We start from the raw sequence: 23,924 nt of genomic DNA on the forward strand, positions 1-23,924 counted from the left end.
CTCTCGCGGCAGGAGGATAGAATGGCGGTCACGGCTCTGGTTCAGGCGCGCATCGACGCCGAGGTGAAGGAGAAGGCGAGTGCGGTGCTCGACGGTGTCGGGCTCACCCTCTCGGATGTCGTGCGTATCGTCCTGACCCGGGTGGCGCGGGAAGGGGCACTGCCCCCCGGCCTCGTCACCGATCCGGCCACCCATGATGCCTGGTTCCGCGCCCGGGTGCAGGAGGCGCTCGACGACACGGCCGGCGATCTCTCTCATGACGAGGTGAACGCCCGTCTCGCCGCCCGCCGGGAGGCAGCGCTCCGGCGGGCCGGCGGCGCGTGAGGATCATCTGGTCCCGCTTCGCGGCCCTGGACCGCGAGCGGATTTTCGACCGCATCGCCGCGCATGATCTTGGCGCGGCGATCGGTATCGATGAACGAATTCAGCAGCAGTCGTCGGATCTGGCCCGGTTCCCGCAGCGGGGCCGGCCGGGCAGGATCCCCGGGACCCGCGAACTGGTCATCCACGGCACGCCTTACATCCTGGCCTATCGGCCGGGTGAAGAGACCGTCCGGCTCCTGCGCCTGCTGCACGGCGCCCAGCTCTGGCCCGACGAGCTGGAGTGACCGCCCGTCGGGTAATTGCCGCCGTCACTTCCGTCCCGCCTCGATCATCGTCCGCAGCGGCTCGGCCGCAAGGGCGGCTTCGATCTTTTCCCGGCCCGGGGTTTCGGGCAGGGCCTCGCGCAGATTGCGGGCATGGGTCTCGGGCAGGCGCGGCGGCATCATCGGCTCGTAGGGGTCGACGATCGCATCGATGACCACCGGGCCCGGGGTGGCGAGCGCCTGGTCCAGCACCGCATCCACCTGGCCGGGTTCGGACACCGTGAAGCCGCGCCCGCCCATGGCCTCGGCGGCTTTGGCGAAATCGATCGGCTGCAGCTCGCAGGCGAATTGCGGGTTGCCCAGGAACATCATCTGCTCCCAGGCGATCTGGTTGAGCATGCCGTTGCGGATCACCAGCAGCTTCAGGTTCAGCCCGTGGCGGACGGCGGTGGAGAACTCGCCCAGCTGCATGGCGAAGCCACCATCGCCGACGATCGCGAAGACCGGGCGGTCGGGATGGGCCAGCCCGGCCGCGATCGCATAGGGCAGGCCGCAGGCCATTGAGGCGAGCGTGCCCGAGACGGCGTAATCCTGCCCTGGCCCCAGCGGCACGTGGCGGGCGGCAAGCTCGGTGTTCTGGCCGCTGTCGCTGGTCAGGATCGCCTCGGGCGGCAGCCGCCGGCCCAGCGCCCCCACCACCACCTGCGGCTTCATCGGCACGTCGTCCTGGCGTTCGGCCGCGCGCATCATCTCGCGCCAACGCGCCATGCCGCTCTGTGCGCGTTCCAGGAAGCTGCGATCCTGCTTGCGCTCCAGCTTTTCGTTCAGCAGATGCAGGCTTTCTGCCGCATCCCCCACCAGCCCGGCCTCGACCGGATAGCGCAGGCCGATGCGCTCGCCGTCGCGATCGATCTGCACGGCGCGCGCCTGGCCGGGGTCGGGATAATATTCGATATAGGGGAAGGTCGATCCCACGATCAGCAGGGCGTCGCAGCCCTCCATCGCTTCCTCGGACGGCAGGGTGCCGAGCATGCCGATGCCACCGGTCGAATGCGGATGGTCCTCGGGCAGGATCGCCTTGCCCAGCAGCGCCTTGGCGACCGGGGCCGCCAGCAGGTCGGCGGTCTTTTCAAGCTCTGAAACCGCACCGGCGGCCCCCTGGCCGGCCAGGATCATCACCCGTTCCGCCCGGTTCAGGATCGAGGCCGCCAGCTCCACCTGATCGGGATCTGGCAGGCTGCGGCCGTAAAAGCGCCGGTTCGGCACATGGCCCGGCCGGTTGCGCGACGAACGCGGGCTGTCTTCCAGCCTCTGCACCTGCATGTCGGCCGGGATCGACAGATGGGCCACGCCGCGCCGGGTGAGTGCCGCCCGGCAGGCGAGGCCCGCCACCGTCTCCATATGTGCGGCGCTGGCGACCTTGGTGTCGAAGACCGCGATGTTGCCGATCATCCGCGAGAGGTCGATGTCCTGTTGGGTGAAGCTGTCGATCAGGTCATGGGCCTGCAGGCCGGTGATCGCCAGCACCGGCGCCTGATCGAGCGCCGCATCGCACAGCCCGGTGATCAGATGAGTGCCGCCGGGACCGGAGGTCGCCAGGCAGACGCCGAGCTTTCCGGTGAATTTGGCATGGGCGGACGCCATGAAGGCGGCGCTTTCTTCATGCCGGGTCTGGATGAAGCGGATCCTGTCCTGACGGGTGCGCAGCGCCTCCATGACGCCGTTGATGCCGTCGCCCGGCAGGCCGAAGACGGTGTCCACCTCCCAGGCGATCAGGGTCTCGACCAGAATGTCGGCGGCGGTGAGGGCAGGTGAGGGGGCGGTCATCGGGCGATCTCCGATCTGCGGGGATGTCGGAAGGCGAACGCGCGGGCGTACCGCATGTTCCATTGAAACCTTCCGGCGACTCCGGCGTTTGCCTGTCGTGCCCGTCGTCCCGAGCCCGCCGTCCCGAGCCCGCCGTCCCGAGCCCGCCGTCCCGAGGAGGCCCCATGCCCGACACCCAGCGGGCAGAGATTGCCCGCGCGGCTCTGCCCCGCGCGCCTGAATTCGATGCGACCCTCGCCCTGCTGCGAGAAGGCGCCGGCTACATTTCTGCCCGCGCCGATCACCTGGGGACCGACGTCTTCCGCACCAGGCTGGCGCTCCGCCCGGTCATCTGCATGCGCGGCGCCGAGGCGGCGGAGATCTTTTATGGCGGTGACCGTTTTACCCGTCGCGGTGCCATGCCCGCCTCCATCCGCCATCTGCTGCAGGATGACGGCAGCGTCCAGGGGCTGGACGGGGCCGCGCATCGCCACCGCAAGGCGATGTTCACCGGCCTGATGCTGGAGGACTCGATCCGCCGTCTCGCCGGCCATTTCGCTGCCGAATGGCGCAGCGCCGTGCCGGGCTGGCAGACGGCGGGCAGGGTGGTGCTGGTCCGCGCCCTGCCGCAGCTGCTGTTCCGCGCCGCCGCGGTCTGGGCGGGCGTGCCGGTCGACGATGCCGAAGCGACCCGTCGGGCGGACGAGATGGAGGCGATGATCGTCAATGCCGGCCGGCTCGGCCCCGCCAACTGGCGGGCGCGGCTGCGCCGTCACCAGACCGAAGCCTGGGCGCGCCGGGTGATCCGCGATCTGCGTGCCGGTGCGGCGGCGGAGCTGTCGCCGGCCCTGCCGGCCGCCGCCATCGCCGCCCATCGTGATGAGGCCGGCCGGCTGCTGCCCGAGGCCGTGGCGGCGGTGGAGTTGATCAACCTGCTGCGGCCGGTGGTGGCGGTGGGTCACTTCATCCTGTTTGCTGCTCTGGCGCTCCATCATCATCCTGAATGGCGGACACGCTTCGCCACGGGCGCGGACGAGGATCTTGAGCCCTTCGCGCAGGAGATCCGCCGCACCACCCCCTTCTTCCCGGCGGTTGCCGGCCGGGTGCTGACCCCCTTCACCTGGCGGGGCATCGATTTCGCGGCCGATGCCTGGGTGCTGTTCGACATCCACGGCACCGATACCCATCCGGCCCTCTGGGCCGATCCGGCCGCCTTCCGCCCCGAACGTTTCCGCGGCTGGGATGGCGATCCCTGGCGCCTGGTGCCCCAGGGGGCCGGGCTGGTCGGGGCGACCCATCGCTGCCCGGGGGAGCGGATCACGCTGGAGCTGATCAAAGAGGCGGTCCGTCTGCTCTGCCGCGATCTGGACTGGCGGCTGCCGCCCCAGGATCTGACCGTCGATCCCGCCCGCCTGCCGGCCTGCCCGGCGGACGGGCTGGTGCTGGCCGATCTCAGGCCGTGCCGCTGACCACCCCGTCATGTCATCGGAAAGGACGACCCCTATGCCGTCTCACATCCACGGTTTTGCCGCAGCCCTCGCCGCGACGCTGATGATCGCGGCCGCCCCCGCTATCGCCGCCGAGGCAGAGACCACCCGAGCGGACGCGCGGTTCATCGGCCTCTCGGGTGAGGAAACCGGCACCGCCACCCTCACCGGCACCGCGCGCGGCGTGCTGATCCAGGCCGAGGTGCGGGACCTGCCGGCCGGTCAGTGGGTCGCCTTCCACATTCACGAAGGCGGTACCTGCGATGCGGCCGATCACCACAAATCGGCCGGCGGCCATTTCAACCCGGGCAACACGGCCCATGGTTTCCTGGCCGAAGGTGGGCCGCATGCCGGCGACATGCCCAACCAGATGGTCGGCGCCGACGGCACGCTTCATGCCGAGGCCTTCAACCCGATGGTCCGGCTCGATGACGGCCCGAACGGCATCCGCGGCCGGACGCTGATGATCCATGCCGGCCGCGACGACCACCGCAGCCAGCCTTCGGGCAATGCGGGCGACCGGCTGGCCTGTGCGGTGATCGAGTAGTCGGGCAGCTGCAGGCACGCAGAGCCGGAGACGGTTGCGCGCCAGCCCGGGCTGATGCCGGACCACCACGTCCGGTGTGGTGACCGAGACCGCCGGCATGGCGGCGGCGGAGATCTGCCGCAACCGGCCTTCCAGCCTGAAGATCAGGGCCCGGCCGGTGCCGGTGCGGCAGACCAGGCGCATCCGGCTCCGGCCGACCTGAACGCAGCAGCGCCGCCCGTTCACGGCGAGATAGAGCCGGGGCCGACAGAGCCGGGCCCCGGGTCGCGCCTGGCGCGGCAGGTCGCAGAGGCGGAGCAGGCAGAGAGGCAGCCGCGCGCCGCCGAGCTGCGCCGACGTCTCGACGGGCAGGCGGAAATGAAGCACCACCCCTCGCGTCTCGCCCGTCTCCAGCGGGGTCGGTGGAAACATCTCGATCTGCAGATCCCCGATCTCTGCCAGGTCCGCCACCGGGGGACGACCGCATCCCAGAGGCTGGGCCTCGACGAGTATGGGCGTGCGTCGTAAAGGCCTGGTCATGGTCTTGCCTCCTGTCGTCAGCGGGGGAATGCATGCGAGCAGGTTAACCTATGGTTCACATATATTGCATGCAGGATTGTGTTGCCGCATGCGGACGAATGTTGCCTGTCGACGCCCGTGAACAAATCAAACATGATAAAATATTTTTGGAATGGGCACTCGTTCGGCGAGAAATGATCGCTCTAATTAGAATTTCAGCGTGTATTTCAATCACTGGTGACGGAAGCGGGGGACAAATCGTTGCAAAATTGGTCAAATGCCTCAGACACGAAATCTGCCGGCCGCGGAACGGCCGGGATCTGCGGTGTGGAGAGGCAACCGACACATGAGCACGACGAACCCGACCGGCCGGCGGCCGAATTTCCTGTTCCTGATGGTGGACGAGATGCGCCACCCGCCGGTTTACGAAAGTGAGGCGACCCGGGCCTTCCGCGCCGCCCATCTGCATATTCAGCCGGTGCTGCGGCAGAACGGCGTGAACTTCACCCGTCACTACGCCGCCTCGGTCGCCTGCGCGCCCAGCCGGACCTCGATGTTCACCGGCCAGTATCCCTCGCTGCACGGTGTCACCCAGACCACGGGTGCGGCCAAGTCGGCCTCGGACCCGCAGACCTTCTGGCTCGATCCCAATGGCGTGCCGACCATGGGCGCCTGGTTCCGGGCCGGCGGCTATCGCACCTTCTGGCATGGCAAATGGCATGTATCCGATGCCGATCTCGCCACGCCCGGCACCCATAACGGCCTGCCGTCCTATACCGCCGACGGGGCGCCCGATCCGCAGAAGGTGGCGCTTTATCGTGCCGCGAACCGGCTGGATCCCTATGGTTTCGACGGCTGGATCGGGCCCGAGCCCCACGGGTCGAACCCGCTCAACAGCGGCTCGTCGGCCAAGGATGCCCGCGGCCGCGATGTCGCCTATCGCGACGAGGTGGTGGCGACGCTGAAGGCGCTGGATGCGGCAGAGGACGACACGCCCTGGCTGATGGTCGCCTCGTTCGTGAACCCGCACGACATCACCCTCTATGGCCTGGCCGCCCGTCTCGGCGGCGGCTTCTCTTTCCCGGTGGGTGAGGACGTGCCGAAGGATCTGTTCGACGACAGCTTCAAGGCCTCGCGTTTCGAGGATCTCTCCACCAAGCCCTCCGCCCAGGCGAGCTATGCCGAGAGCTACCGGCAGTGGATGCAGCCGATCGTGGACAAGGAATTCTACGAGCGCCTTTATTATCAGCTGCAGCAGACGGTCGATACCGATCTGATGGCCGTCTACGAGACGCTGATGCAGACCCGCTTTGCCGAGGACACCATCGTCATCTTCACCTCGGACCATGGCGACCTGCTCGATGCCCATGGCCATATGCACCAGAAGTGGTACACGATGTATGAAGAGGCGCTGCACGTGCCCTTCATCATCTCCAACCCCAGGCTTTTCCCCGGCGGGGCCGAGGTCGACGGGCTGACCAGCCATGTCGATCTGCTGCCGACCATGCTGGGTCTGGCCGGGCTGGATGCAGACCAGCTGCTCACATCGATCGGGCCGCGCTATACCGATGCCATGCCGCTGATCGGCCGCGATCTGACGTCCGCGCTGGTCAACCGCACGCCGCTGACCGACCCGATCTATTTCATGACCGACGATGATCCCAGCCGCGGCCCCAACCAGGTCAACTTCACCGGCATCGCCTATAACTCGGTCATCCAGCCCAATCATATCGAGGCGGTCATCGTGGCGGGAGAGGACGGGACGCTCTGGAAATACGCCCGTTATTTCGACAACCCGCAGTTCTGGAGCACGCCGGGCCGGCCGGGCAATCCCAATGTCAATGTTGAGGACATCGTGACCAGCCCGGTCGGTACGCCACCCGACACCGACGGCACTACCCAGTGGCCCTACAACTACACGGTCAAGCACCAGCCGCTGGCCGAGGAATACGAGATGTATGAACTCAGCGCCGACCCGCTGGAGCTGAACAATCTGGCCGGCCAGCCGCAATGGGCCGAGCGTCAGGCACAGCTTGCCGCATTGCTGGCCGAACAGAGCGCCGCCAAGCGCACAGTCCCCCAGAGCGGCCGCGTGCCCGGCCAGCCCTTGCCGATCCCGGCCGGCCAGATGGGCTGAAGCGCCGGTCAGGTCACCAGGAAGTCGGCGGCGGTGAGCGCCAGGCCCTTGCCCAACAGGGCGATCTGCACCGCCGCCGATCCGGCGCGACGTCAGCCGCCCGACGGATAGTCGGCGTCCGACACCTTTTCCATCCAGGTGACGACCGATCCGTCCAGCGCCTCGGCGATGGCGAAATGGGTCATGGCGGCATCGGGGGCGGCACCGTGCCAGTGCCGGGTCATGGGCGGGATCCAGACCACATCGCCGGGGCCCACCTTCAGGACCGGCCCGCCGTCTTTCTGTACCAGGCCGCGGCCTTCGGAAATGAACAGCGTCTGGCCCAGTGGGTGAGTGTGCCAGGCGGTGCGGGCGCCGGGGGCGAATGCGACGGTGGCCCCGCCGATCCGGGCGGGGGCGTCGCCCTGATAATGGCCGTAGACCTTCACCTCGCCGGTGAAATACGCGTCGGGGCCGGGTGTCGCGGTCTCGGGCGCGGCCGGGATCACCCGCAGATCGGTGCCGGCAGCCGCAGCGGCTGCACGTCCGGCGAACACCTTTTCCAGCACCGGCACCGCAGACATCGCCCGCGGCCAGCCGGCATAGAAGGCCAGATGGGCCGGCACTTCCGCAGCCTCGTCGCGGCTGAGGCCGTTATCCATGGCGCGGCCGGCGTGGAAGGGCAGCTGTTCCGGCTGACCGATGGCGATCAGCGCCGCCATGGTGATCAGGCTGCGGTCGCGCGGCGCCAGATCGGGCCGCTGCCACAGATCGCCGAACAGCACCCGGTTGGTCAGGTCGGCGAGGGCCGGGGCGGTCGGGCCGACCGCGCCGTCGACGGCGGCCTTGCGTGCCGCTTCGGCAGCCGCTTCCAGCTCGATGCGCGCAGCTCCGCTCTCGGCCACCGGGCCGATGCTGCGCTGCTCGAACACGGTGCGTGTCTCGAACACTGCCGAAATGGCGGCCGGCCAGCCGGCATAGAAGGCGAGCTGGGTGATCAGCTCGCCAATCTCCTCCGGTCGGACGCCATTGTCGAGCGCGCGCGCGACATGGGCGCCGATCTGCGCCGTCCGCCCGGTAGACACCAGGGCTGCCAGGGTGATCAGGCTGCGGTCGCGCGGGCTCAGCACCGGCCGGGCCCAGACTTCGCCGAACAGCAGGTCGTCGGTGAAACGGCCGAGCGCCGGTGCGACCTCGTAGACGGGGGCGGGGGCAATCCTGCGCCTCTCCTCCTGCGCCTCTGCACCGGTGGCGGCCAGCGTGGACAGGGCGATTGTGGCGGCGATCTTCTTCATGATCCTCGTGATCCTCCGGCATCGGTCGGGCGGTGGCGGGCGGCAAGGCCATACGCCACACGATTGCCGATAAGCTGGGGGCATGGGGATCCAGCGATTAGGCGATCAGATCCGCACAGGCTGATATTGCTGATTCATGAATGGCCGGGTCATGAAGGGCGGGCGGCCTGTGCCCGCAGCGCATCGACCAGCAGCCGGAAGGCGACCGACACCTGGCGCCGGCTTGGATAATACAGGTGGTAGCCGGGGAAGGGCGGGCACCAGTCGTCCAGCACCCGCACCAGCCGGCCCTCGGCGATCAGGCTGCCGAACTGGTCCTCGGGCAGGCAGGCGAGGCCCAGCCCGTCGAGTGCCGCCCCTACGATCAGCGGCGTGTGGTCGGTGGTGAACCGGCCGGTGACGCGCACATTGAGCGGCCGGCCCTCCTTCTCGAACTCCCAGACATAAAGCCCGCCCAGGGTCGGGAGCCGGAGGTTCAGGCAGTCATGGCCGGTCAGGTCGTGGGGAGTGCGCGGCGCCGGGTGGCGTTCGAAATAGGCCGGCGACCCCGCCACCGCCATGCGCAGATCGGGGCCGATCCTGACCGCGATCATGTCGCGATCGACCTCTTCACCCAGCCGCACCCCGGCGTCGTAGCGTTCGCTGACGATGTCGGTCAGGCGCTGATCGATCGAGATTTCGATCTCGATCCCCGGATGTTCGGCGATCAGCCGGTTGGTCACCGGCATCAGCAGGTCCATGGCCGCCTGGCGGCTGGCGGTGATCCGGATCGTGCCCGTCGGCCGTTCGCCCAGCACGCTCACCGCCCGGATCTGCGCCTCGATGTCGTCGAAGGCCGGGCGCAGGGTCGCCAGCAGCTGCTCGCCCGCATGGGTGGGTGCGACATTGCGGGTGGTCCGGGTCAGCAGCCGCACGCCCATGCGTTCTTCCAGCCGCCGGATGGTGTGGCTCAGTGCCGATTGCGACGTGCCCATCCGCGCCGCCGCCCGGGTGAAGCTGCGCTCTTCGGCCACGGCTACGAAGGCCATCAGATCGCCCAGTTCCTCACGCTTCATTCCGGTCTCCCCTCGTACCTGCCCGGCCAGAATATATGAGCGAGCGACATAGGTGCATACCGATCTGATGATCTAATCGCACGGCGCGGCAGGTGCTATGTCGTCAGGTACCCGGCCATGCCCGTCATGGCCACCCTCGGGAAAGGACCTGATCCCATGCTGGGCACCGTACTCCACGCCCCCGGCGACGTCCGTTGCGAACACGTCCCCGAGCCGGAAATCCTGCAGCCGACCGATGCGATCATCCGCCTGGCCGCCAGCTGCATCTGCGGCTCCGATCTCTGGCCCTATCGCGGGCTGAACGACATCACCGCCCCCATGCATATGGGCCATGAATATTGCGGCGTGGTGGTCGAGGTGGGTGCCGCGGTCACGACCGTGCGGCCCGGCCAGTTCGTGGTCGGCTCGTTCTGCCTGTCGGACAACACCTGCCCGCATTGCCGCCACGGCTTTCAGTCGTCCTGCGACCAGCGCGAATTCATGAGCGGCGCCCAGGCGGTGTTCGCCCGGGTGCCGCTGGCCGACGGCACCCTGGTTGCGACCCGGGACATGCCGGCCGACGATCTGATCCCCGGCCTGCTCGCCGCCTCCGATGTGCTCGGCACCGGCTGGTATGCGGCTGATGCCGCGCGGGTCCAGCCCGGATCCAGCGTGGTCGTGGTGGGGGACGGTGCGGTCGGGCTGATGGGCGTGCTGGCCGCAAAGCAGATGGGCGCCGCCCGCATCATCGCCATGAGCCGCCACAAGACCCGCCAGGATCTCGCCCTGCATTATGGCGCCACCGACATCGTCGCCGAGCGCGGCGAGGCCGGCATCGCCCGGGTTCGTGAGCTGACCGCCCGCATCGGCGCCGATGCGGTGCTTGAATGCGTGGGCACGCAGGACTCGATGACCCAGGCCCTGCGCGTCGCCCGGCCCGGCGCCATGATCGGCTATGTCGGCGTGCCCCATGGCGTTGAATTCGACGGCCAGCAGCTGTTCTTCTCGCAGGTCGGCATGCTGGGCGGCCCGGCGCCGGTCCGCCGCTTCCTGCCCCATCTGATGGATCTGGTGCTCAGCCGCCGCATCGATCCGGGCCTGGTCTTCGACCTGGAGCTACCGCTCACCGACGTCGCCGAAGGCTATCGGGCGATGGACGAGCGGCGGGCGATCAAGACCCTGCTGCGGGTGTGATGCCACCCGTCAGACTGTCGGCACCGTACCGCCGTCGACGGTGATCTCAGTGCCGTGGATGGCCGAGGCGCGGTCCGACTGCCAGGAAGGCGATCACCTCGGCGACCTCGTCGGGGCGGGCGGGGCGGCCGATCGGAATGCCACCCAGGGCGTCGAGAATGCTCTGGCGTGCCGCTTCCTCGGTCGTGCCGGCCCCGGCGGCGATCCGTTTGACCATGGCATCGGCGGCATCGGTATAGATCCAGCCGGGCGATACCACATTCACCCTCAGCCCGCGGGGGCCGACTTCCTTCGAAAGCGCCTTGCTGTAGGTGACCAGGGCGGCCTTCGCCGCGGCATAGGCGATGGTCGCGTCATGCAGTGGCAGACGGTGCTGGATCGATGCGGTGTGGATGACGGCGCCCCGGCCGCGCGCGATCATGCCGGGCAGCAGCGCACGGTCGAGCCTGACCGCGCTCAGCAGGTTGAGGTTGAGTTCGGCCAGCCAGCAGGCATCGTCGAGCGCCATAAACCCGCCGCCCGGCGACCCGGACCCGCCCAGCACATGCACGATGATATCGACCCCGCCGAGGCGGTCGATGGCCGCCTCGGCAAGGGTTGCGACCCCTTCGGGCGTCGTCAGATCTGCGGCGATGAAGGCCTCGGGCGGTACGAAATCGGGCCGCTCCGACCGGGCGGCTGTGATCAGCGCGGCACCGCCGGCGGCCAGTCTCTGAAACGTCGCCGCGCCGGCGCCTTTGGTTCCGGCGGTGATGACCACGCGCCTGTCACGGAATTCGGAGGGATCGATCGACATCATCAGGCGGTCTCCTTTGGGCCTCGGAGGTGATTGACCGGTTCCGATATGTCGCTAAGCTGAAGAAAAAGGAAGACCGCACAAAAAAGTGAGGGACTTACTTATGAGTAAGCGGCCCGACTACACGCCCCATAGCGGCGCGCAGGGCATTCAGAACGCCTTGCGGATTCTTGAAGGGCGCTGGAAACTGGTGATCCTGTTCCAGTTGTTCGGCGGCAAGACCCTGCGTTTCTCGGAACTCGAACGCTCGATCCCTGGGGTGTCGCAGAAGATGCTGGTCCAGCAGCTGCGCCAGCTGGAGACCGACGGCGTGGTCCGGCGCATCGTCCATGCCGAGGTGCCGCCCCGGGTCGACTACTGCCTCACCGACTGGGGTCAGTCCCTTTGTCCTGCACTCGATGCGCTCCTGCTCTGGGCGGAAGCGGCGCCGGACGACATCCGCGCGCAGCTGATCCCGTCGCCCATGCCCGCCTGGCCCGCCTGACCCGCCTCGGCGGCGGCGTCGCGGCAGGCGCCTGAGATCCAGGCGGTGAAGGCCGCCATGGCCCGGCTCTGCGGCCGTTCCGACGGCCAGGCCAGGAAATAGTGGCCGGCCGGCACGGTGGTGGCGAAGGGCTGCGTCAGCCGGCCCTGGCGGATCTGGCGGCTGAACATGGCGATCGGCAGCAGGGCGACGCCGAAGCCGTCGGCCGCCAGTTCCGCAAGCGCCACCGAGCTGTCGAAGACCGGGCCGGTGACCGGCGGGGCGGGGATGCCGGCGGCGGCGAACCATTGCGGCCATTCCGCATTGCGATAACTGCGCAGCAGCACCGCCCGGCCCAGATCGGCCGGATCCTGCAACCGCGCCGCCAGCCCGGGGGCGCAGAGCGGCGACAGCGGCGCCTCGATCAGCGGCACGGTTTCATGCCCGGTCCAGCCGCCGGTGCCGAAGCGGATCGCCATGTCCAGCCCTTCGCGCAGAATTTCCACGCGGTTGTTGTTGGTGGCGATGCGCAGCTCGATCTCGGGATGGGCGGCACAGAACCCGTCCAGCCGGGCGGTCAGCCAGCCCAGGGCGAAGGTGGTGTTCACGCCGACATTCAGCACCTCGACATCGCGCCGGCCGTGCAGCCTGTCCAGCACCCGGCCGATGGCGTCGAAACTGTGTTCCAACACCGGCGCCAGAAGCCGCCCCTCATCCGTCGGCACCAGGCCTTGAGAGGTGCGCTGGAACAGGGTGGCGCCAAGCAGATCCTCCAGCCGGGCGATCTGATGGCTGACCGCCGCCTGGGTCACGCGCAGTTCGATCGCCGCCTTGGTGAAGCTGCCCTGGCGCATGGCCACTTCGAAGACGCGCAGCGCGTTCAGGGGGATGTCCGGGCGATCCATTGCATAACCTCAGCTTATGGCGGTCAGCAGGATTTGTCGGCTGGGCCGCCGATGCAAGCCGGATTAAGAGAACGGCATAAGAAAATCTTGAGGAGATCTCATGATGCCGATCGCTCTTCCGCGTCTGCCGCGTCTTGTGGCGGGCCTGGCCCTGGGGCTGTTTCTGGCGATGCCCGCCTGTGCCGACACGCCGAAGACCCCGACGCCCGAGACCCGGCTTGCCGACACCGTCAGCCGCATCGAGGATCAGCTCGATGCCCGCATCGGCCTCGTGCTGCACGATACCGGCCGCGGCTGGCGATGGGGGCACCGCGCCGATGAACGCTTCCTGATGAACAGCACGGTCAAGATGCCGATCTGCGGCGCGATTCTCGCCGGGGTTGATGCCGGAACGGTCTCATTGGACGAAACCCTGCCCATCCGCCGGGCCGATCTCGTCTCCCATGCGCCGGTCACCAAACCGCGTGTGGGCACGGCGATGTCGATCGCCGGCCTCTGCTTCGCCACCCTGGACCAGAGCGACAACCCCGCGGCCAATCTTCTGATCACCCGCCTCGGCGGCCCGGCCGCGGTCACGCAATTCTTCCGCAGCATCGGTGATCCGGTCAGCCGGCTGGACCGGCTCGAACCCGGTCTGAACAGTGCGCCGGCCGGCGACCCCCGCGACACCACCACCCCGGCGGCCATGGCGGCCACCATGGAAACCCTGCTGCTCGGCACCGGCCTGACCCCGGCGTCCCGGGCGCAGCTGACCGAATGGATGCGCCATGGTGGCGTCACCGGCGCCCTGCTGCGCAGATCCGCCCCGGCCGACTGGCAGATTGCCGACAAATCCGGTGCCGGCGACACCACCCGCAATCTGGTGGCCCTGATCACCCCGCCGGGCCGGGCGCCGTGGATCGCGACGATCTATCTGGGGGATGCCGAGACGGATTTCGCAACGCGCAACAAGGCCCTGGCCGAGATCGGGGCCGCGGTCGTCGAGGTGGTCAGGGCACCCTGACGCTCACCGCCGGCCCATCCCCTCCAGGAAGATCCCCTCCAGGAACAGGCCCAGCAGATGGGGGATGCGCGTCTGTGACGCCTCGTCCTCCCCGGTGGCGAGGGAAATGGCGGTCACCACGCAGACCAGATCCTCGAAGCTCACATCCTGGCGGACGGCGCCGGCGGCCTGCGCCTGATGCAGCAGCCGCCGGCCTTCCGCCGTCGTCGCATGGCAGCCGGGCGTTCCGCTTTGCAAAACCGTACCGATCGAGGTGGCGAGGCCGCGATAGAGCGTCGTGTCGGCCGCCAGGTCTTCGAGATAGGCCCTGAGCGCGCCGGCGGGATCGCGCCCGTCATCCCGCGTCCGGCTCGTCTCGGCAAGCGACAGGAAACGGGCATTATAGGTGGCGGCCAGCAGCTCCTCGCGCGTCGGGAACCGGCGATAGAGCGTGCCGATGCCCACGCCGGCACGCTTCGCCACATCCTCCAGCGCGGCACCGGCGCCCTGTTCCAGAAACACCGCCTCGGCCGCGGCCAGGATGCGCTCGCGGTTGCGGCGGGCGTCGGCACGCAGGGTGCCCTCCTGCTGCATGCCCTCCTGCTGCATGGTCTCCTCGCTCACGGTCTTCTCCGAAGGTGCTTGCTAAATGGAGGATGCCTCCATATTTTAAATGGAGCAATCCTCCACTTATGACCTGAGGTATGGATATGGCACGGGGATCTGAGAGCCGGTTTGCGAACCGGGTGGTGGTGGTGACCGGCGGCAGTGACGGCATCGGCCTGGCGACCGCGACGCAGTTCGCCGCCGAAGGCGCGCATGTCTACGTGACCGGCCGTCGGCCGTCGGCTCTGGATGCGGCGGTCGCGGCGATCGGCAACGGCGCCGTCGGTGTGTCGGGGGATGTCGCCGACCCGGCGGATCTGGACCGGCTCTACGACCGCATCCGCCGCGACCATGGCCGCATCGACATCGTCTTCGCCAATGCCGGCATTTCCGAATCCGCCGGCCTCGACGCCATCGACGCGGCCCATATCGACCGCCTGTTCGACGTCAACCTCAAGGGCACGGTCTTCACCGTGCAAAAGGCCCTGCCGCTGATGACGGCGGGCGGCGCCATCATCCTCGCCGGCTCGGCCGCGGGCAGCAAGGGCCTGCCGGGGCTCTCGATCTACAGCGCCACCAAGGCCGCCATTCGCTCCTTCGCCCGCACCTGGACCACCGACCTCAAAACCCGCGGCATCCGCGTCAACGTGGTCTCCCCCGGCATGATCCTGACCCCGGCCATGGACAGATACCTCACCGCCAACCCCGGCACCGAAGACGCCCTGAAACAGATGACCCCCTTCGCCCGCCTCGGCACCGCCGAGGAGGTCGCAAAAGCGGTGCTGTTCCTGGCGTCGGAGGACAGCGGTTTTGTGGCGGGGGATGAGCTGTTCGTGGATGGGGGGGTGATGGCGGTTTAGGCCGCAGATATCATTACCTGATCGTGATCACGGCTGGAGCGCGACATCCCCGTCAATCTCGGCATTGAGGTCGACGTCCATGTCCCCGACAAGTGCCGCAATGCGATCGCGCAGGCTGGCGGGCAGTGCGGCGATGGATGTGCCCGGGTGTTTGCGCATGTCCTGCGCCAGAAATGCGAGGAAGCGGTCCACGACCGGATCGCTTGCCTCTTCCATTACTTTCTCGACATAAACCCGATGCTGATCGTCCACAAAGAAGGCGATGCGTCCGCCGTAGTCCACGCCCAAAGCCTGTCGCACGCTCTTGGGGGCGCCGACACCTGCTGCCAATCATGCCAAGCGCGGAACATCAGATAATCGCCTGCAACCCCTTGTCCGCAATGACGTTCAGCAGCTTGAGCGCGGGGCCGGTGGGGCGGGTTGCGCCCTGCTCCCACTTGCGCACGGTCGACGCGGTGGTGTGCAGGTGATGTGCGAACATCGGCTGGCTGAACTTCAGGTTTTCGCGCAGACGCTTTATGTCCATGGGGCTGAACTCCCGAACCGGGGCCGGGCAGATCGTGCCGAACGCGCGCAGCGTCACCTTATTGATGGCGCCTGCGTCGTAGAGCGCAGCCAGGTCCTCGCGCAGCGATTCAACAATTTTGCTCACAATGCACCTCCACCAGAACACCCGACTGTAACGCCTTCCTTTTTCATTTTTTGTGGCGACTGCCTCGCTCTCTGTCAACCAAGGCGAGAAACAATAGATCCGGTATGTCCGAGCCGCCAGAAGCATCCGATTTCGCCATGTTGAGGGCGTTAGAACTCGTGAGGAAAAATTCGCCTCTATTTCCGATCCGTGGCGCCCTTGCTGTTTGCAGTGGTTTGGGAGGGTGATTGGATGTGAAGTTTTTGCAGAATCCCGTCTTCTGTCTGCATGTTGTAAAATGCGGTTGGCGCGCTTACATTCCAGTCTGAAAATGCATCTTTTGTCTCCTCCCACTTGCTGATTGATCCATATATTTGGATATACATGCCACCGAACCGTATCGCATGAATTCTATCGGCTATCTTGAGTGCCTCATGCATGTGTTTACCTCCTAAAGAAAATGCATATCCAGATGATGTTCCGGAAATGCCGATAACTAGTAGTGATTTTAAGGCCGAAAGCACCATAAAATTTGCGGTGATGTCTTGCACCGAATTAATAAGGCGTATCATTTGTTCTCCAACAAAATATATGCAGAATATTCCTACGAATAGCGACAAAACTCCGATAAAATTCCAAATCTTTGACCATGCAACAAGCATTTTCTCGCGATCTCTGAGTTCATCAACGGTGTCTTTAACATAATCTGATGAACGTTCTCGAAGTTTATTTGATATTTCTTCATTATATTTTTGTCGCTCGCTTTCCGTCTGACGCCGTGCATTTTCCAGAGATTTTTCTGAATCTGACTTCTCTTTTGAGAATTTTGCTTTCTCGATGCGTAATTCACGTCTTTCCTGATGGAGCTGCTCCTTTAATTTATTTATCTCCTCAAAATCTTCCATATACGATTTCTTTCCATCTTCATACGCCCTTATAAGATTACGTTTATATTCATCTTTATATTCATCTTCATGTGAAGAATATTCTGTGGGAATTCGAAGTGATTTACTATATGTGTGCCGGTTAACTCCATGAGATTCGGGTATTTTTGTTTCTGATGTTCTGTTCATGGGGAAATCATCTTCTTGGGTACTCATTGCGAATCTCCAGTTGCGAGCGAGATAAATTGGTGTGCAGATTATTTGCCCAGCTGATTTGGAAGATGAACGCACACAGTAACATAATCCGGCTCAACGTCAGGAGAAATCAAGTCTAATTATTTAATTGATCAGCGGTCAGCGACCAAAGCCACCGACCGGACTTGTCAGGTCTGAACCGTTACCCGTCCAGTCGATTTGGACCCCAGGCACCCCTCACCCCCCATCCCTCTTAATCCGCATCGTATAACTATACCGATCCGCCGGATGATCATTCACCGAGGCGATCAGCGGCCGGCCCTTGCGGTCCAGATAGCGGCGGACCACGCGCAGGACATGGGCTTCGGGGCGGTGGTCGTCGAAAAGGGTGCGGCTTTCGGGGGGCATGGGCAGGGCGGTGATGGTCTGCAGGGTTTCCGTCACCGTAACCCGGGCGCGCTGTTCGATCAGGGCGTAGAAGGGGCCGTGGCAGTTGGGGAATTCGTCCTGCAGCCAGGCGAAGCGTTCGGGTACGAAGACTTCGGTATAGCTGATCGGCGCGCCGTCGCCCTGGGCGGAGCGGACGCCGTGGATGTGCAGCCAGGGCTCGGCCGGTTCGGTGCCGATCAGTCGGGCGGTGGGCTCGTCCAGCCGTTCCATCGCCATGGCGTGGATGCGGAAATCGGTGTCCAGCGCATACTGGAAGAGTTCCGACAGCGACCGCATCGACTGGCTGAAGATCGAGCCCGGCTCGGCCGAGAGCACATGGGTGCCCGATCCCTGCCGGCGCTCCACATAGCCCTGTTCGACCAGGCGGCGCAGCGCCTCGCGCACGGTATAGCGGCTGACGGCGAATTCCGCGCACAGCTCCGCCTCGGTCGGCACCAGGCTGCCGACCGGATAGAGACCGTCGGAAATCCGGTCGCGGATCTCCTGGAAAACCTGAAGATAGCGGGGGATTTCCGGGCCGTCCGCCGCGGCGGCTGCCGGGTCCCGGGTCAGATCTGCCGCCTGATCCTGCTCCATGCGCGTTCCAGCTCCCCTTGAAATTCGGGCGCGGCCACGGCGATCAGACGTTCCGCCCGCATGTCGAGGTTGCACCCGCGCAGATCCGCACAGCCGTATTCGGTGACGACGATGTCGATATCCGCGCGCTGGATGGATACAACAGTTCCACTCTCCAGAACAGGGACGATCCTGGATCGTGCCCCCCCCGCAGCGGTCGAGGCAAGGGCAACCACCGCTTTCCCGCCCGCCGAGCGGCGCGCGCCGCGCAGGAAATCGACCAGCCCGCCCTGGCCGCTGATCTGGCGGCCACCGATCATCTCGGCCGAGGCCTGGCCGAACAGGTCGATTTCAATCGCGCCGTTCACCGCCACCAGCCGGGGCAGGGCGCCCAGCCGGGCGATGTCGTGGGTCTCGGCCACCGGCCGGAAACGCACGCCCTCCGCCCGGGCGATGCGCTGGTGGAAATCGGGCGTGCCCAGGGCCACGCCGGTGGTGATGCCGCGGCTCGCCACCCCCGCCTCCAGCAGCTCCAGCCCGGCCGCAGTGACCATGCCCGCATGCAGCCCCAGATCCCGGTGATCCTTCAGCGCGCGGAGCAGGGCCGCCGGCGCGGCGCCGATGCCGGTCTGGATGGTGGAACCGTCCCCGATCAGCCCGGCGATGCGCGCGCCGATCCGGCTCTGGACCGGATCGTCACGATCGGGTGGCAGCCCCGCGGGCAGACCGTCGCTTTCGATCAGCCCCGAGAACCGGTCGATCGGGATCCGGATCCCGTCGAGCGGTTCCGGCAGGTCGGGCAGGATCACGCCATAAAGCCGCGCGCGGCCGGCCGCCACCGCCGGGGTGAAGTCATGGGCCATGGCCAGCGACACCATGCCGTCGCGCGGCGGTGCCACGGTGAACAGCGCCGCGTCGATCGGGCTCGCCTGCAGATGGTGGTATGTGTCGACATAGGCGAGCGGCAGATGCCGTACCCGGCCGGCCTCGAAGCCCTGGCGCAGGGCCGGGGTCACGAAGGTCGACTCGACCGTCAGTGTCGGGTCCAGCGCCGCCAGATCCAGCCGGTTGACGCCGGGGATGAACACGCCGGTGAGTGTCTTGTCCCTGAGCGCCCCGCAGGCGCCCAGCGCCGTCAGCACCTGGGCAGGTTCGCCCGCGCAGCCGGCGGTATAGATCCGCCGGGCGGGTGCCAGGGCCCGGGCCAGGCCGTCGAGATCGATCAGGGGCAGGGGGGGCATGCTGCTGGTCATCATCCGTCACTGAACGGGTTGCGCTCCGGGTTTCGGCTGCTAGTATATGTCCGGACAAATTTGGAAGATAGCCCTCATGCCCGAGAATTCCGATGTCTGACAGCGCCGCCAGTCTGCCCAGTCTGACCGAACGGCTCGGTCTTTGTCTCGCCCGTCCGGTCGATGCGGCTGCGCGGGAGCGCGCCCGCCTTGCGGTGCTGGACTGGGCCGGCTGTGCCGTGATCGGGGCGGCGACCGAGACCGGCCGGGCCTTTGCGCGGCTTGCCGCGGATGGGGTGGTTGGGCCATCGCGGGTGCTGGGTGCGGGGCGCGCCCCCGCCCGCGACGCCGCCTTCGCCAATGGCGCCTATGGCAATATCTACGAAATGGACGATGTCGACCGCCAGGCCGTGCTCCATCCGGGCCCCGTGGTCATCCCGGCGGCACTGGCCATGGCCGAGGCGCTGGGCAGCAGCCCCGATGCCCTGCTCGATGCGGTGGTGCGCGGTTACGAGGCGATGGTGCGTCTGGGCCGCGCCATGGGCCCCGCCCATTACCGCCACTTCCACCCGACCGCGACCTGCGGCGCCTTCGGGGCCGCCGCGGCCGCGGCCTCGCTGATGGGGCTGGACCAGGCACGTCTGACCGGCGCGCTCGGCACCGCCGGCACCCGTGCCGCCGGGCTCTGGCAGTGCCGGCACGAGCCGGTGACCACCAAGCAGTTCCACACCGCCCGCGCCGCCGCCGGCGGCATCGAGTCGGCACAGCTGGCCGCCGCAGGCCTCGGCGGGCCGCGCTTCATTCTGGAAGGGCCGCAGGGGCTGTTCGCCGCCATGGCGCCCGACGCCCGGCCCGACGAGATCACGGCGCCCCATGATGGCGCCTGGCTGATCCTCGGCACCAGCATCAAGCCCTGGCCGGCCTGCCGCCATGCCCATGCCGCGATCGATGCCGCGCTGATCCTCCGCGCCGAAGCGCAGGGCCGCATGCCGGCCGCGATCGAGGTGCGCAGCTTCGCCGATGCGCTCACCTTCTGCGACCGGCCCGATCCCGCCAGCACCATCCAGGCCAAATTCAGCCTGCAGCACGCCGTGGCCGTCACCCTGCTCGGCGGCCCGCCGCCGCTCGGCGCCTTCGAGCCCGAGGTCATCGCCGATCCGGTGGTGGCGGGGCTGCGCGCGCGGGTGCGGCTGGTGGTGGCCGAACCCTATGCCGGCGCCTATCCGCGCCGTTTCGGCACCGGCCTCACCATCACCTGGGATGACGGCACCACCAGCCGTGCCGAGGTGCCGGACGCCCTGGGCGACCCCGAAAATCCGGTCGATCATGCGGCGGTGGTGACCAAGGCCCGCACGCTGGCCAGGGCGGCCGGGCTGGACGAGCAGCACATCGGGGCGCTGATCCGGGCGATCGAGGCCCTTGAAGGCCCCGATCCGGCCCGGATCGCTGCCTTCACCGCCATCCTGCCCTGATCTTTGGCCCTCACCGTCACACCTTCACCCCCCACATTTGCGAAGAGACGAAAGCATGACCGGTCCCGACTATTTCCAGGCGCCCGACTATTTCCAGGCCATGGACTACCCCACGATCGTCCAGGCCTATCCGGTGGGGGATGATTTCGTCGCCCTGGGGCAGCGCCTCAGCCGCGACGAGCTGTTCGCCCGCCAGGACGCCCAGTTCCGTAAATGTCTGGCCTTCGCCTGGAAGGTGCCGTTCTATCAGCGGCTCTGGGGCGAGAAGGGCATCGAGCCCGGCGATATCCGGGGACTTGCCGATATCGGTAAACTGCCGACCTATTCCAAGACCGAGCTGATGGCCTCGGTGGCCGCCCATCCGCCCATGGGCGATTTCCACGGCCTCGACACCTATCCCGCCGGCCAGCGCCCGCCCGTCGTCTTCCAGACCACCAGCGGCACCACCGGCAAGCCCCAGCCGCTGATCTATGGCGCGAAGAGCCGCGAGGTGCAGAACCGTCTTCTGGCGCGCGCCTATCTCTGGCAGGGCATGCGGCGCGAGGATGTGGTGCATTCGGTCTATGGCCACGGGCTGATCAATGGCGGCCATTACGTCCGCGAGGCGGTGAGCCACTGGGTCGGCGCGCAGTTCATGAGCGCCGGCACCGGCATCGAGACCCGGTCGGTCAATCAGGTCATGATGATGCGCGAATTCGGCGCCACCGTGCTGGTCGGCTTCGGCGACTATGTCAAGCGCCTGGCCGATGTCGCCCGCGCCGAGGGCATGGAGCCCGGCCGAGACATCCGTATCCGCATGATCACCGGCCATATCGGTGCCGAAAGCCGCGAGAGCATGAGCGAGGCCTGGGGCGGTGCCGAGGTCTATGACTGGTATGGTGTCGGCGACACCGGCATCATTGCGGGGCACGGTCCCGATCAGGACGGCATGTATGTGATGGAGGACGCGCAGTATCTGGAGCTGCTCGATCCCGATACCGGCCTGCCGGTCGAAGACGGCGAGCTGGGCGACATGGTCTGCACCTGCCTGTTCAAGGACGACGTCTTTCCGATCATCCGTTTCAACACCCACGATGTGACCGAAGTGATGACCGGTGCCTCGTCGACCGGAGTCAATTTCCGCCGGATCCGCGGTTTCATGGGCCGGTCGGACAATATGGTCAAGCTGCGCGGCATCAACATCTTCCCGACCGGTATCGGCGCGCTGCTGTCGGAAGAGCGCGAGGAGATGACCGGCGAATATATCTGCCGCGTCGCCCGGATCGAGGGCCGGGACGAGATGACCGTCCATGTCGAGGTCAGAACCGGGGCGGGTGACGCTGCGATGAAGGCGGCGTACGAGAAGATCCTGCGCACCCGCCTGGGTGTCGAGATCGGCGTCGCCTTTGCGGCGCCGGGCGAGCTGGCGCCGCTGACCGGCATCGAGGTGCGCCAGAAGCCGATCCGGCTGATCGACGAGCGCAAGTAAGCGCCGCTGACCGCCGCTCTCCCCCGCCGCTCTCCCCCGTCATCTTCGCCGAAAGAGCCCACGCACATGAACGTGACGCCCGTGTCCGCGGACCTCACCCGCCTCACCGCAACGGAGCTTGTCGCCGCTTACAGCAATGGCGCCGCCGATCCGCTGGCGGTGTTCGATGCCTGCATCGCGGCGATCCGGGCGCGGGATGGCGGGATCCGGGCATTCATCGAGCTGGATGTCGAGGGCGCGCGGGCGGCGGCGGCGGCCTCTGCCGCGCGGTTCCGGGATGGCTGCCCGTGCGGCCCGCTCGATGGTGTGCCGGTGGCGGTGAAGGCCAATATCGCCGTGCGCGGCCTCGCCTGGTCGGCGGGGGTGGGCTTCTGGCGCAACCGGATCGCGGCGGAAGACGCGCCGGCCGTGGCGCGGCTGCGGGCGGCCGGCGCGGTGATCCTGGGCACGCTCAACATGCATGAGGGTGCGCTCGGCGCCACAACTGATAACCCGCATTTTGGTCGTTGCTACAACCCTGCCGTGCCGGGCTGCACCCCGGGCGGGTCGTCCGGCGGCTCGGGTGCGGCGGTGGCGGCCGGTTTCGTGCCGGTGGCGCTCGGCACCGACACCATGGGCTCCGTGCGCATTCCGGCCGCTTATTGCGGGGTGATGGGGCTGAAGCCGACCACGGGCCTTGTCTCGAATACCGGCGTGGTGCCGCTCGCCTGGTCGCTCGATCATATCGGGCCGGTGGCGCGGTCGGTGGACGATCTGGCCCTGGTCACCCGGACCCTGGCCGGCTTCGACCCCGCCGACCCGGTGGCCGAACCCGCGCCCGCCGGCTGGACGGCGATACCCAGCGGCTGCGGCCTGTCCGGCATGCGCCTTGGCCTGCCGCGCGAGATCGACGCCGTAGCGACCGAGCCGGCGGTGCGCGAGGCTTTCGCCCATGCGCTGGACCGTCTCCGCGGCCTGGGCGCCACTATCCAGCCGGTCGCCATCCCCGGCTGGTCGCCGGGCCCCGCGCGCCGCGACGGGCTGTTGATTTCCGAGGCAGAGGCAGCGGAGCTGCATCCCGAACTGATGGGTCCCGACGGCACCACCACGCCCGAGGGCGTGAGCGAGAGCTTCGCCGCCGCCCTGCGCTATGGCCGCGATGCCAGCGCCGCCCGGCTGGCGGGCGCATACCGCCGCATCGCCGAAATCGGTGTCGCCGCCCGTGCGGCCCTGGCCGGCCTCGACGCCTTCATCCTGCCCACGGCCCCCCAGGCCGCCTTCGCCCATGATGCAAAGGTCCCGGCCGGGCAGGCCGATTTCACCGCGCTTGCGAATTTTGCGAAGCTGCCGGCGGTCTCCGTGCCGGTTGAGCCCATGGCACCCCCGACGTCAATCGATGACCAGACATTCGCAAACGTCGCAAACTCTGCGAATCCTGCGAAGCCCCCGATCGGCCTCCAGTTCATCGGCCCCCGCTTCGGCGAGGCCGCCATCCTGCGCATGGCCGCCGCTTACACGGCGGCACTCGGCGGCTCCGATACCGTGCACGGATCGTGACACCGTAAAGCGTGCGGCACACCAGCGCCGGGGCGATCAGACGAAACCGCCATCACCGCGACACCCCGCCCGCGAACCCCAGGCACCCGCAAAAACCCCGGGAGGTTCGCGCAAACCGCGTTTTTTCCGCCCGCGCTTCAAGGTATTAAGAGGGGGTAGGGTCGCACCCTTGCGGGTGCGTGGATTGAAACGGCAGGTCAATGATCGGCGAGCCCTGGCGAAGGCTCCAGGGTCGCACCCTTGCGGGTGCGTGGATTGAAACGGCAGTCATGTCGATCCCGAAGCGCATCCCGAAAAGGTCGCACTCTTGCTGCCGCGTGAACCG

At 67.2% G+C, this 23,924-nt stretch carries 22 protein-coding genes and 1 pseudogene; 12 read left to right on the plus strand and 11 right to left on the minus strand.

The window, feature by feature from the left end; genetic code table 11:
* Window positions 1-21 precede the first annotated feature (21 nt).
* Window positions 22-324: a type II toxin-antitoxin system RelB/DinJ family antitoxin gene (locus tag TMO_RS21560; protein WP_014752915.1), complete on the plus strand. Its 303-nt coding sequence runs from the start codon at window positions 22-24 to the stop codon at window positions 322-324.
* The gene (locus TMO_RS21565; protein WP_014752916.1) at window positions 321-608 is read left to right on the plus strand and encodes a type II toxin-antitoxin system RelE/ParE family toxin; all 288 of its coding nucleotides are present in this window, start codon (window positions 321-323) and stop codon (window positions 606-608) included. Before TMO_RS21560 ends, TMO_RS21565 begins: the two co-directional genes overlap by 4 nt.
* Window positions 609-632: 24 nt before the next feature.
* On the opposite strand, the gene TMO_RS21570 is transcribed toward TMO_RS21565, so the two are convergent.
* A complete protein-coding gene (locus tag TMO_RS21570) occupies window positions 633-2,414 on the minus strand; it encodes a thiamine pyrophosphate-dependent enzyme (RefSeq protein WP_014752917.1) in 1,782 nt (593 codons plus the stop codon).
* 164 nt (window positions 2,415-2,578) lie between these two features.
* Between TMO_RS21570 and TMO_RS21575 the strand changes: the two genes are divergently transcribed.
* From TMO_RS21575 to TMO_RS21585, 3 genes are all read left to right on the plus strand, one after another.
* Window positions 2,579-3,862 carry a cytochrome P450 gene (locus TMO_RS21575; protein ID WP_014752918.1) on the plus strand — a complete coding sequence of 428 codons (1,284 nt, stop codon included), beginning with the start codon at window positions 2,579-2,581 and terminating at the stop codon, window positions 3,860-3,862.
* 34 nt (window positions 3,863-3,896) lie between these two features.
* Window positions 3,897-4,427 (plus strand): superoxide dismutase family protein, encoded by a 531-nt coding sequence (locus TMO_RS21580; RefSeq protein WP_014752919.1) that lies wholly within the window; start codon window positions 3,897-3,899, stop codon window positions 4,425-4,427.
* A gap of 844 nt (window positions 4,428-5,271) precedes the next feature.
* On the plus strand, window positions 5,272-7,062 hold the full coding sequence (locus tag TMO_RS21585) for a sulfatase-like hydrolase/transferase (protein WP_014752920.1): 1,791 nt from the start codon (window positions 5,272-5,274) through the stop codon (window positions 7,060-7,062).
* Between the two features lie 92 nt (window positions 7,063-7,154).
* Here TMO_RS21585 and TMO_RS21590 read toward each other — a convergent pair whose 3' ends face one another.
* Together TMO_RS21590 and TMO_RS21595 are read right to left on the minus strand one after the other, a co-directional pair.
* Window positions 7,155-8,336 (minus strand): carboxymuconolactone decarboxylase family protein, encoded by a 1,182-nt coding sequence (locus tag TMO_RS21590; protein WP_014752921.1) that lies wholly within the window; start codon window positions 8,334-8,336, stop codon window positions 7,155-7,157.
* A gap of 149 nt (window positions 8,337-8,485) precedes the next feature.
* The gene (locus TMO_RS21595; protein ID WP_014752922.1) at window positions 8,486-9,391 is read right to left on the minus strand and encodes a LysR family transcriptional regulator; all 906 of its coding nucleotides are present in this window, start codon (window positions 9,389-9,391) and stop codon (window positions 8,486-8,488) included.
* 156 nt (window positions 9,392-9,547) lie between these two features.
* Between TMO_RS21595 and TMO_RS21600 the strand changes: the two genes are divergently transcribed.
* Complete coding sequence (locus TMO_RS21600; protein WP_014752923.1) at window positions 9,548-10,564, plus strand: zinc-dependent alcohol dehydrogenase family protein; 1,017 nt, start codon at window positions 9,548-9,550, stop codon at window positions 10,562-10,564.
* Window positions 10,565-10,573: 9 nt separating this feature from the next.
* Here TMO_RS21600 and TMO_RS21605 read toward each other — a convergent pair.
* Window positions 10,574-11,360 (minus strand): annotated as a pseudogene (locus TMO_RS21605) (SDR family oxidoreductase).
* A 103-nt stretch (window positions 11,361-11,463) separates the two neighbouring features.
* On the opposite strand from TMO_RS21605, the gene TMO_RS21610 reads away from it, so the two are divergent.
* A complete protein-coding gene (locus TMO_RS21610) occupies window positions 11,464-11,844 on the plus strand; it encodes a winged helix-turn-helix transcriptional regulator (RefSeq protein WP_041607326.1) in 381 nt (126 codons plus the stop codon).
* Here the strand turns inward: TMO_RS21610 and TMO_RS21615 are convergent.
* Window positions 11,736-12,728 (minus strand): LysR family transcriptional regulator, encoded by a 993-nt coding sequence (locus TMO_RS21615; protein WP_014752925.1) that lies wholly within the window; start codon window positions 12,726-12,728, stop codon window positions 11,736-11,738. The two genes, TMO_RS21610 and TMO_RS21615, sit on opposite strands and share 109 nt — an antisense overlap.
* A 100-nt stretch (window positions 12,729-12,828) precedes the next feature.
* Between TMO_RS21615 and bla the strand changes: the two genes are divergently transcribed.
* Entirely contained in the window at window positions 12,829-13,731 is a 903-nt protein-coding gene (bla, locus tag TMO_RS21620; protein WP_014752926.1) for a class A beta-lactamase, read from the plus strand.
* Window positions 13,732-13,734: 3 nt separating this feature from the next.
* Here the strand turns inward: bla and TMO_RS21625 are convergent, their stop codons facing one another.
* Window positions 13,735-14,304, minus strand: a complete 570-nt coding sequence (locus tag TMO_RS21625; protein ID WP_041607436.1) for a TetR/AcrR family transcriptional regulator — start codon at window positions 14,302-14,304, stop codon at window positions 13,735-13,737.
* A 116-nt stretch (window positions 14,305-14,420) separates the two neighbouring features.
* Here TMO_RS21625 and TMO_RS21630 point away from each other — a divergent pair, with 116 nt between their 5' ends.
* Window positions 14,421-15,176, plus strand: coding sequence for an SDR family NAD(P)-dependent oxidoreductase (locus TMO_RS21630; protein WP_014752928.1), 756 nt, complete (start codon window positions 14,421-14,423; stop codon window positions 15,174-15,176).
* 27 nt (window positions 15,177-15,203) lie between these two features.
* Here the strand turns inward: TMO_RS21630 and TMO_RS21635 are convergent, their stop codons facing one another.
* From TMO_RS21635 to TMO_RS21650, 5 genes are all read right to left on the minus strand, one after another.
* Entirely contained in the window at window positions 15,204-15,476 is a 273-nt protein-coding gene (locus TMO_RS21635) for a type II toxin-antitoxin system PrlF family antitoxin (RefSeq protein ID WP_228382362.1), read from the minus strand.
* Window positions 15,477-15,525: 49 nt separating this feature from the next.
* Window positions 15,526-15,828 (minus strand): helix-turn-helix domain-containing protein, encoded by a 303-nt coding sequence (locus TMO_RS21640; RefSeq protein WP_014752930.1) that lies wholly within the window; start codon window positions 15,826-15,828, stop codon window positions 15,526-15,528.
* A gap of 176 nt (window positions 15,829-16,004) precedes the next feature.
* A complete protein-coding gene (locus TMO_RS30765; protein ID WP_014752931.1) occupies window positions 16,005-16,907 on the minus strand; it encodes a hypothetical protein in 903 nt (300 codons plus the stop codon).
* 216 nt (window positions 16,908-17,123) lie between these two features.
* Complete coding sequence (locus TMO_RS21645) at window positions 17,124-17,912, minus strand: GntR family transcriptional regulator (RefSeq protein ID WP_014752932.1); 789 nt, start codon at window positions 17,910-17,912, stop codon at window positions 17,124-17,126.
* Window positions 17,885-19,132 (minus strand): acetyl-CoA hydrolase/transferase family protein, encoded by a 1,248-nt coding sequence (locus TMO_RS21650; RefSeq protein ID WP_187297869.1) that lies wholly within the window; start codon window positions 19,130-19,132, stop codon window positions 17,885-17,887. The genes TMO_RS21645 and TMO_RS21650 overlap by 28 nt, the downstream gene beginning before the upstream one ends.
* Window positions 19,133-19,236: 104 nt before the next feature.
* Here TMO_RS21650 and TMO_RS21655 point away from each other — a divergent pair, with 104 nt between their 5' ends.
* The 3 genes from TMO_RS21655 (at window position 19,237) to TMO_RS21665 (ending at window position 23,599) form a co-directional block, all read left to right on the plus strand.
* Window positions 19,237-20,595, plus strand: coding sequence for an MmgE/PrpD family protein (locus TMO_RS21655; RefSeq protein WP_014752934.1), 1,359 nt, complete (start codon window positions 19,237-19,239; stop codon window positions 20,593-20,595).
* A gap of 55 nt (window positions 20,596-20,650) precedes the next feature.
* Window positions 20,651-22,063: a phenylacetate--CoA ligase family protein gene (locus tag TMO_RS21660; protein WP_014752935.1), complete on the plus strand. Its 1,413-nt coding sequence runs from the start codon at window positions 20,651-20,653 to the stop codon at window positions 22,061-22,063.
* A 66-nt stretch (window positions 22,064-22,129) separates the two neighbouring features.
* Entirely contained in the window at window positions 22,130-23,599 is a 1,470-nt protein-coding gene (locus TMO_RS21665) for an amidase (RefSeq protein WP_014752936.1), read from the plus strand.
* Window positions 23,600-23,924 lie beyond the last annotated feature (325 nt).

The sequence above is a fragment of the Tistrella mobilis KA081020-065 genome, from assembly GCF_000264455.2.
Lineage (GTDB): Bacteria > Pseudomonadota > Alphaproteobacteria > Tistrellales > Tistrellaceae > Tistrella > Tistrella mobilis.